This window comes from Gemmatimonadaceae bacterium (genome assembly GCA_035533755.1).
Taxonomy (GTDB): Bacteria; Gemmatimonadota; Gemmatimonadetes; order Gemmatimonadales; family Gemmatimonadaceae; genus JAGWRI01.
On sequence record DATLTC010000016.1, the window covers coordinates 1 to 8,226 of the forward strand.

The 8,226-nt window shown below is 68.5% G+C and carries 7 protein-coding genes, 1 pseudogene and 1 riboswitch; of the genes and pseudogenes, 6 read left to right on the forward strand and 2 right to left on the reverse strand.

What is annotated here, in order from left to right:
- Together VNE60_03215 and VNE60_03220 are read right to left on the reverse strand one after the other, a co-directional pair.
- On the reverse strand, positions 1–1,923 hold a 1,923-nt coding region (locus VNE60_03215), incomplete at its 3' end, for an Ig-like domain-containing protein (protein HVB30519.1).
- 339 nt (positions 1,924–2,262) lie between these two features.
- Complete coding sequence (locus VNE60_03220) at positions 2,263–2,730, reverse strand: hypothetical protein (protein ID HVB30520.1); 468 nt, start codon at positions 2,728–2,730, stop codon at positions 2,263–2,265.
- Positions 2,731–3,019: 289 nt separating this feature from the next.
- On the opposite strand from VNE60_03220, the gene VNE60_03225 reads away from it, so the two are divergent.
- The 6 genes and pseudogenes from VNE60_03225 to VNE60_03250 all read left to right on the forward strand — a co-directional run.
- The gene (locus VNE60_03225; protein ID HVB30521.1) at positions 3,020–3,271 is read left to right on the forward strand and encodes a hypothetical protein; all 252 of its coding nucleotides are present in this window, start codon (positions 3,020–3,022) and stop codon (positions 3,269–3,271) included.
- Positions 3,268–3,666 carry a TA system VapC family ribonuclease toxin gene (locus VNE60_03230; protein HVB30522.1) on the forward strand — a complete coding sequence of 133 codons (399 nt, stop codon included), beginning with the start codon at positions 3,268–3,270 and terminating at the stop codon, positions 3,664–3,666. The genes VNE60_03225 and VNE60_03230 overlap by 4 nt, the downstream gene beginning before the upstream one ends.
- Before the next feature lie 76 nt (positions 3,667–3,742).
- The gene (locus tag VNE60_03235; protein HVB30523.1) at positions 3,743–4,075 is read left to right on the forward strand and encodes a PadR family transcriptional regulator; all 333 of its coding nucleotides are present in this window, start codon (positions 3,743–3,745) and stop codon (positions 4,073–4,075) included.
- Positions 4,072–6,813: an ADOP family duplicated permease gene (locus VNE60_03240; protein ID HVB30524.1), complete on the forward strand. Its 2,742-nt coding sequence runs from the start codon at positions 4,072–4,074 to the stop codon at positions 6,811–6,813. The genes VNE60_03235 and VNE60_03240 overlap by 4 nt, the downstream gene beginning before the upstream one ends.
- 622 nt (positions 6,814–7,435) lie before the next feature.
- Positions 7,436–7,564 (forward strand): annotated as a pseudogene (locus VNE60_03245) (IS3 family transposase).
- Positions 7,565–7,717: 153 nt separating this feature from the next.
- Positions 7,718–7,792, forward strand: a riboswitch (SAM riboswitch).
- 60 nt (positions 7,793–7,852) lie between these two features.
- A partial coding sequence (locus VNE60_03250) for a hypothetical protein (GenBank protein ID HVB30525.1) occupies positions 7,853–8,226 on the forward strand: 374 nt, incomplete at its 3' end.

Here is an 8,226-nt window from a genome sequence, read left to right on the forward strand (position 1 = left end):
GTCGGTATAGATCGCCTGCAGCGTCACTTTGTGGAACATCGTAGTCGTGGGGAACGTCGGGGCGTTCACCAGCGTGGCATACGTCGTCTGTCCGAAGTTGAAGCGGAAGGAGGGCCGCGTGACAATCACGATGAGCGAGTCTGGCCTGTAGCCGGCGGCCGTCGCGATGATCGTGTCGCTCCCCTCGGTGAGCGCCTGCACGTGGAAATAGCCGTTGTCCCGATTGGCGGAATCCGGAATCGCGATCACGGCCCGGCGGCCGTGGCTCAGCGTCAGAGGAACTGTGGTGCTCCATCCGCCGAGCGCGGACGCAAAGACGCCGACCTGATAGTAGGTCGTGCTCTCGCCCGCACCCAGATACATCGACGCGCCCCGTTCGACGTTGGTGGCTCCGGGTTCCCTGGTGAACAGGAGGCGCGGCGCATAGGTGGTGACGTGCACTCGCGTGCTGTCGGACGCGTAACCGTCAGGGTATGCGATGAGCCAGGCCACGCCCGGCCCCGTGGCGCGCATGCGGACGGTGACGTCGATCTGCCCGCTATCCACGGTAACGCTCGAGGCAGAGGGAACCACGACCGTCGTATCGGATGCGCGATAGCGAACGGTCGCCGGCCGCCAGAGCTGGCCCTCGTGGCCCAGCGAGTCCTGGAAGTACGCGAACATCGTCGATGTGGCCGTCGAGTGCGCGGGATCGAACAGCGGCATGACTGAATCGATCATGTTGAGCTTCGGCGTTGTCACCCGCACGACAACAGAACCGGGGCCGTAGCCGGGACCGGTGGCCGTCATGACGGTCACACCCGCGCGGCGGCCGAAAGGCCGAACCGCCCCCGCCGAATCGGGGCCGTACGTCCCCAGCGACACCGGAGTGCCCTCCACGGCGATGGTCGAGTCGGCCATGGTGAAGGTGATGGGCACCGAGTGGTGCATCGCGAAACTGTCGGCGATGACCAACGGCAGCGGCGCGGCGTACGCGCTGGGATACTGCCCGACACCGATGTTGATCGTGTCTCTGCTGAAACGGAGCGGCGGCGCCGGCCCGACCACCAGTGGCATGGCGCGGGTGAATCCGCTGACCGACGCCGAGATCGTGTCGGTGCCCTGGGCGAGTGCGGTGACCAAGCCCGCAATATCCACGGACGCGAGCGTCGGACGAGCCGAACTCCAGGTCACCGCCCCGAGCCGCGCAATCGTTGCGCCCCGCGCATCCACCGGGCGGCCTGCAAGCTTGACCGCGCGGCCCAACGGAACGCTGCCCACGGTCGGCGAGACTGCGATGCCTACCACACGCTGCTGCACCACGACACGGATTGAGTCGACCCCACCCGCGTCCTCGCGGGCCAACAGATACGTGCTCCCCTCGCTCGTGGCAATCGCGCGCCCGTCCTGCGTGACCCGCACCACTCCGGAATCACGACTGGCCCAGGTGAGCGACACCTGGTCGCCCGGCGCGCCGGAAACGCTGACCGACAGGGGCAGTGTGTCGCCGAGTGAGGTGAGCGTATCGAGGTGGGACGATAGCTGGATGGAGAGCGGCTGGCGGACGACCACCAGCGTGCTGTCGGCGAGCGAGGCGTTGGAGGCCACCACCCAGGTGCGCCCTGCGCCGGTTCCCACGAGCAACCCCTGCTCCGCGAACCGTGCAACCGACGAATTGCGCGTATCCCACTTGAGGTCGACGACGCCCGCCGCCGTGCCGTCGGTACGCGCGGCGACATACGGCACGTCCAGCGAGTCCCCGACCGCGATCAACACGCTGTCATCGATCAGTTGGAGCGTGGAGAGCTGCGGCAGTTGGACCGGTTTGGTGGCGTCACTCGCGCCGCAACTCAGTCCGGCAAAGGTGAGCGCGCACAGCGCCGCGGCCGTCAGGACACCCCGGCGATGACGCTGGCGCGCCCTCAAGGCCTTCATATCAATCATCGCAAGTCACCAGTGCGGCTGCGTCCACGAGCGCCGTGGAAGGGGAGGCTTTCGAACAAATGCGAATGCTCATGGACCCATACTCCTGGCGCGGACCGCAGGCTGTCAAGCCGGTCAGACCTGCGGGGCACTCGCCCCATCGCGTTCGTACCTCCTCGGCGCCACCCCCATCACCCGCTTGAACGCCGTACTGCACGCGCTCTCCCACTCGGAGCCGAGCGACTGCGCAACCACCGCCACCGGCGCTTGCGACGTCGTGAGCCGGTCGCCCGCTGGCAGCACGCGCGGCGCGCGAGGTACTCCATCGGTGAACTGCCCACTGTCTCCTCGAGCCGCTGCTCAACGGCCCGAGGTCGCGTTGATCTCCACCGCGGCCGAGGCGGCGAGTTCGCCGTCGCCGAGCGACGCGGTACCCCCTACGGTGAGGGTCATGCGGCTCCGCACTCCCGATTCCGGAAACCAGTTGATGCGCACGCTGTCATCCGGCGCCAGCGGTCGGGAAACGGGCCCCACCACGCAATCGACGGTGGCGTACGTGTTCTGCCAGCGGCCGCCGACGAACTGCTGCTCCGTCCACGCGGGCTGGTCGCCGCACAGCGAGATGTAGCTCGTGTCGCGCCCCCGGTTCACCGCGCGCACGAGCGTGGGCGTCGTGCGATCCTGCCCCGGCGGGTCGCAACTGAACAGGCACTGTCCCGGCACGTCGACCGAGATCGCGACGTCGCGCACGGCCACCGGCCCCGTCAAGCGGGCCGAGCCACACGCGGCGAACACGATGGCTAGTGCGACATGGGATCTTCTGAGCATCGATCGGTGCCCTGCCCTTGGGAGACGTAAGTGCGTACCGGTACACCGTGCCAGGAGTTCCCGCTCCAACGGCCGGGGTCACTGCCCCATTGGCTGATCGGCGATCGGCCTGACCACCGAACGCCCGTCGCCGGCGTCCAGCGCCGACGTCGGGAAGGTGGGCCGCGACGACTGGCAACGATCGGCTCCCCTCGGCAAGCGTGCGGTGACGCGGTGCGCGTGCCCGCGCGCCATGTTCCGGAGGCAGCCGGGACTTGAGCCGTTGGCCGACGGGTATTACCGTAATACCGTGCCCACGATCACCTTCAAAGTCACCGCCCGGGAGGCGGCGCGCATCCGGCGGCTGGCCCGCCACGAGGGACTTACCGTGTCCGAGTTTCTCCGCCGCCGCGCGATGCAGGCGCCCCCGACCGCCCACGCAGCGGGTGCGTACCACATAAAGACCAGCGCCGTGACCGGGTTGCCGGTCATGCACGCGCCCCAGGCGGTTCCCCCGGTTTCCAGCGAGCAGGTGCGCGAACTGCTCGCGGACTTTCCGTGATCTATCTGCTGGATGTGAACGCGCTCCTGGCGCTGGCGCACGCGGCCCACGTCCACCACGCACGCACCGAACGATGGGTCGCCACCCTGCGACCCACCGACCGGCTGGCCACGTGCTCGATTACGGAATTGGGCTTCGTGCGCGTCGCGCCGCAGGCGAGGCTTTCACCCGACGTGCCCGCCGCGTGCGAACTTCTCAAACTGCTCACCCGCGCAAAGCGACCGAGGTTTGTTCGGTTGTCGGATGACCTGGGCGTGGACAGCCTCCCGGCGTGGGTCAAATCCCCTGCCCAAACGACGGATGGACATCTCGTGGCACTCGCGGCCGCGAGCGATGCCCGCCTCGCCACGCTCGATGCGGGCATCCCGAGCTCGATGGTGATTCCGGACGTGTGACGGCGGGTCGGGCATGCCTTGACGTCCTCCACGGCGCAACCCATCTTCTCCCCTAACCTAGTTGGTAGAGGATCCGATGCCCCGCACCGCCAACGATCTCCTCCACGGCACCCTCGACGTGCTCGTCCTCAAGACGCTCTCCTGGGGCCCGATGCACGGCTACGGCATCACCACCTGGATCGAACGCCACTCCGGCGACGAACTCCAGATCGTCGACGCCGCGCTCTACAAAGCCCTGCACCGCCTCGAGGCCGCCCGCTCCATCGCCTCGGCGTGGGGCGTGTCCGACAACAACCGCCGCGCCAAGTTCTACTCGCTCACCGCCAAGGGTAAACGGCAGCTCCAGGCCGAACTCTCCACCTGGAAGCGCTACGTCACGGCCGTGTCCGGCATACTGGAGACGCCATGACGCGCCCGTTCGGTGGGGACAAGCTGCCGCCCGGCGTGCGGCGCGTGCTGCGGCTGCCGTGGAGCCGCCCCGAGATGCGCCGCGACCTGGACGACGAGGTGCAGTTCCACCTCCAGATGCGCATCGACGACCTGATGGCCCGCGGCATGAGCGAGCCCGAAGCGGAATCCGAAGCGCTGCGGCGGCTCGGCGACGCCGGCGAACTGAAACAGTACCTGATGCGCGTGAACGAACGACGCGCGTTGGCGGACCGCGCCATCGGCTGGTTCCAGGATTGGCTGCACGACGTCGCGCTCGCCTGGCGACAGGCGCGGCACAACGCCGCGTTCACCGCGCTGGCGGTGGTCACGCTCGCACTTGGCATCGGCGCCAACACGGCGATCTTCAGCGTCGTGCACCGGCTGCTCATCGCGCCCCTTCCCTACCCCAACGGCAACAGCATCGTCGTGCTCAGGATGGGCGGCGACCGCGGATCGCTGCTGCCGCCGTCGGGCTCGCTGATCGACGCGTGGACCGCGCGCGCGCATTCCATTGGGCCCGTCGCCGCGATCGCGGTTGACGGCATCGCCGTGCAGGACTTCGCTGAGCAGGACACCGTGGTCGCGTTGATCACCCCGAACTATCTGAGCGTGTTGGGACTGCGCCCGTCCATCGGCCGCGGGTTCACCACCGCCGAAGCGCAGGGCCGCGCGTCGACCGTCGCGATGATCACCGACGGTCTCTGGAAGCGAAGCTATGGCGGGCGCTCGGACGTGCTCGGCAAGACGCTGAGCGTGGACGGGAAATCGTACACCATCGTCGGCGTCACGCCGCCGGCCATGGGCAACCCGGCTTCGCTCAGCTCGTTGGGTGCGCGGCTCCATAGCGCGACGCCGAGCATCTTCTTCCCCGCTCCGGCCGACTCGATGGAAGGGAGCGACGCGTTCGCGAGGCTGCGCCCGGGCGTATCGAAGGAGCAGGCCGCGCAGGAGCTGCAGACGATCGCCGCGACGGTACCGGTTCCGACTGGCACGCCAGTTGCGCAGTGGACCAACGCCCGATGCTGCGTTCGCGCGCTCGGCCCGCAGGACATGCTCGATTCGCGCGAGGTGCGCGCCGTGAAGGTGCTGTTTCTGGCCGTCGCGGTGCTGCTGCTCATCGCCTGCGCCAACGTGGCCAGCCTGCTGATGTCGCGCGCCTGGACGCGCCGGCGCGAGTTCGCCGTGCGGGCCGCGCTGGGCGCCGGCCGCGGGCGCCTGGCCCGACTCGTGCTCACCGAGAGCGTGATGACCGCGCTGGCGGGTGGATTGCTCGGCGTCGTCCTGGCGTGGCAGGGGCTGCGGATCATCGTCGCGCTGCGTCCGCCCACGCTGGCCGATCTGGCCGGAGCGCGGCTCGAGCCCGCGGTGCTGCTGTGGAGCGTCGGGATCTCGGTGGCCGCGGGCGTACTATTTGGCAGTGCGCCCGCCCTGTTCGCGGGCGGGCGTTCGGTGGGCGACGTGTTGCGCAGCGAATCGCTCACCGCGTCGGGCGACGCCGGGCTGCGCCGAGTGCGGTCGGGGTTGATCGTGGTGGAGATCGCGATGGCGCTGGTGCTGCTGGTGGGCGCGGGGCTGCTCGTGCGGTCGTTCGTTGCGTTGGAGACCACGCCGCTGGGGTTCGAACCGCACGGGCTGATGGCCTTTGACGTTCTGCTCGGTCCGAGCGCCGGGCGGGAGCGAGCGCAGCGGATTGTCGTCGAGCAGTCCGTCATGGAGCGGTTGCGCTCGACGCCCGGAGTGACCGGCGTGGCCGTCGGCTCGATGCCCGGTGAGCCGTGGCACCTATTCGGGGTGACGTTGGAATCGGACCCCGACGCGACTGGTCGAGTGCGCAGTGTTCCCGATTTCGGCGTGACGCTGATGACGCCGAACTACTTGAGCGTGGCGGGCATGCCCCTGCTCGCGGGGAGGATGCCGGTTTCACCACCCGGCGACGCCGCCTATCGCGCGGGTCCAAAGCCGGGGCAGCCCGTGGTGCCCCGCGAGGTTGCGGTGGACCGGGCGCTGGCGCACGCGCTGTGGCCCGACGGCAACGTTATTGGCCAGCGCATGTACGGTGTGAACCCACGCTCGAACGAGCGCGATCCGGATGTCGTGGTCGGTCTCGTGGAGGGCGCGCACATTCCCAGCGTCGCCGGCCCCGCCGAGCCCGCGTTCTACCAACCCACCATCGTGCCGGGGAACGTCAGCTATCTCGTGCGCGTGACCGGCGACCCGCACGTTGTGGCGCCCCAACTGCGCAAACTGATTTCGGAGACGAACTCAGCCGCCGTCGCGCGCGCGACGACCATTGGCGACGACTACATCCGCGACGCGCTGGCGCCGTCCACCTTTGCGATGGCGTTGCTCGGGACCTTCGCGCTCATAGCGCTGGTGCTCTCGGCAGTCGGCCTCTATGGGATGATCGCGTACAGCGTGAGTCAGCGGACGAGGGAAATCGGCGTGCGGATGGCGTTGGGCGCGGAGCCGCGGGCGATTGCGGGGCTCGTGGTGGGGCATGGTATCCGGCTCGCGTTGGCCGGCGTGGTGCTCGGCGCTGCGGGAGCGTTTGCCGGGACGCGGCTGCTCAACGGGATGTTGTATGACGTTGGGGCGAGCGATCCGGCGACGTTCGCGACGATCTCAGTGCTGGTGGTCGGCATTTCGCTGGTGGCGAGTTATGTGCCGGCGAGAAGGGCGGTGAAGGTGGATCCGATGGAATCACTTCGGACCGACTGAGGTATGAGCGCGCCCTCCCGACGGTTACGAGATGAACCTCAAGCTGGCGTGCGGACCGCCGTGAGGGGTGGGGTCGTCGGCTCACCTCGCCCTGCACTGAATCCACCGCCGCCTGGCGCTTGGCCGGCGCGGCGCCGGCCTGGAAGCGCATGAGAATGATACCTCGCATGAACGGCACGCCGGGCCATCGCGCGTCGCTGGTACGATTCGCCGGATCGTACAACCGCTGCGGCTCCGAGTCGGGCGCGGTGGCCGGGACCGCTCCGCCGACCGCGGCCGCCGTTGCCCAAAGAGTGAAGGCGAAACGGTGCACGCCCGAGTGGATGGAGATTGCGATGTCACGGCTTCCGCTCGTCTCTCCTGGCGCGAGCTGCGGCGCGCCAGCTCCCGCGGGAAGCAAGCTGTCCAGCCGCCAGACGAGCGCGCCCGGGAACGCTTGTGCTGAGTCGGCGACGCTGGAATCGGCGTCCATGTACATGAGGTAGTCACCCGTGTGCTTGTTCTTCGCGAGGCCGGGCGGAACTTCGACGCACAGGCTTTCCTCACAAGCGAGCACCAACCGCGGCGCGCCAACCGCAGCCGAGCCTCCGTTGGTCACGTGCACCTGCAGCGACGTACCACCTCTGCCGCCACCGCCGGCCTCGCTCGCTACCTCACCCTCTACAACACCCGCCGTCCGCACTTCAGCCTCGCCGACCAGACGCCCGACGAGGCCTACTTCACGCCGCTTTCCCTTTCGAACGCGGCCTAACCCGCCCGGTAATCCAGTTAGCCGACCCCGTCACGCTGTACAGAAAAGCGGAGTCACTTCTATGCCAACCGGACGATGGGAGGGCGTACGTGGGAAGTGCGCTCGCCTAATGCCCTTGACGCCAACCGACCGTCCCCCTACCCTTAGTCCCACAACCGATCCCGTGGTGATTTGCCGCGTATTGCAGCCACGTTAAATAATTCGCTAAAATGCTATGGCCCGCGGACTACCTCGCGGGCTTCTTGTTTTTTGGCCACGGGACCTCAACGAGCACCAGAGGCCCGTCGCATGCCCAACACCACCGGAACACGGCCCGTCGCCGACCACTCGGCACGAGCCCCGCAGCCAACATCCCAGCTCACGCCCTGGGAGCTGATCTGCAAGGTCTGCCGCACGCCGGCACCGGCCGGACCCACGGCCATCTGCGAGCACTGCTTGGGGCCGCTCGAGGCCCAGCCTCCGTCCAACCGCACGCTCCCCGACAAGCAGACCATAGCCGCCCGGGCTCCGAACCTCTGGCGCTACCGCGAATGGCTGCCCTTCACGGGCACGCCCACGCTCTCGCTCGACACGGGCTTCACGCCGCTGGTTGACGCCCCACGTCTGGCGGCCAAGCTCGGCGTGGCGCGCTGCTGGATCAAGAACGACGCGGTGTCGCACCC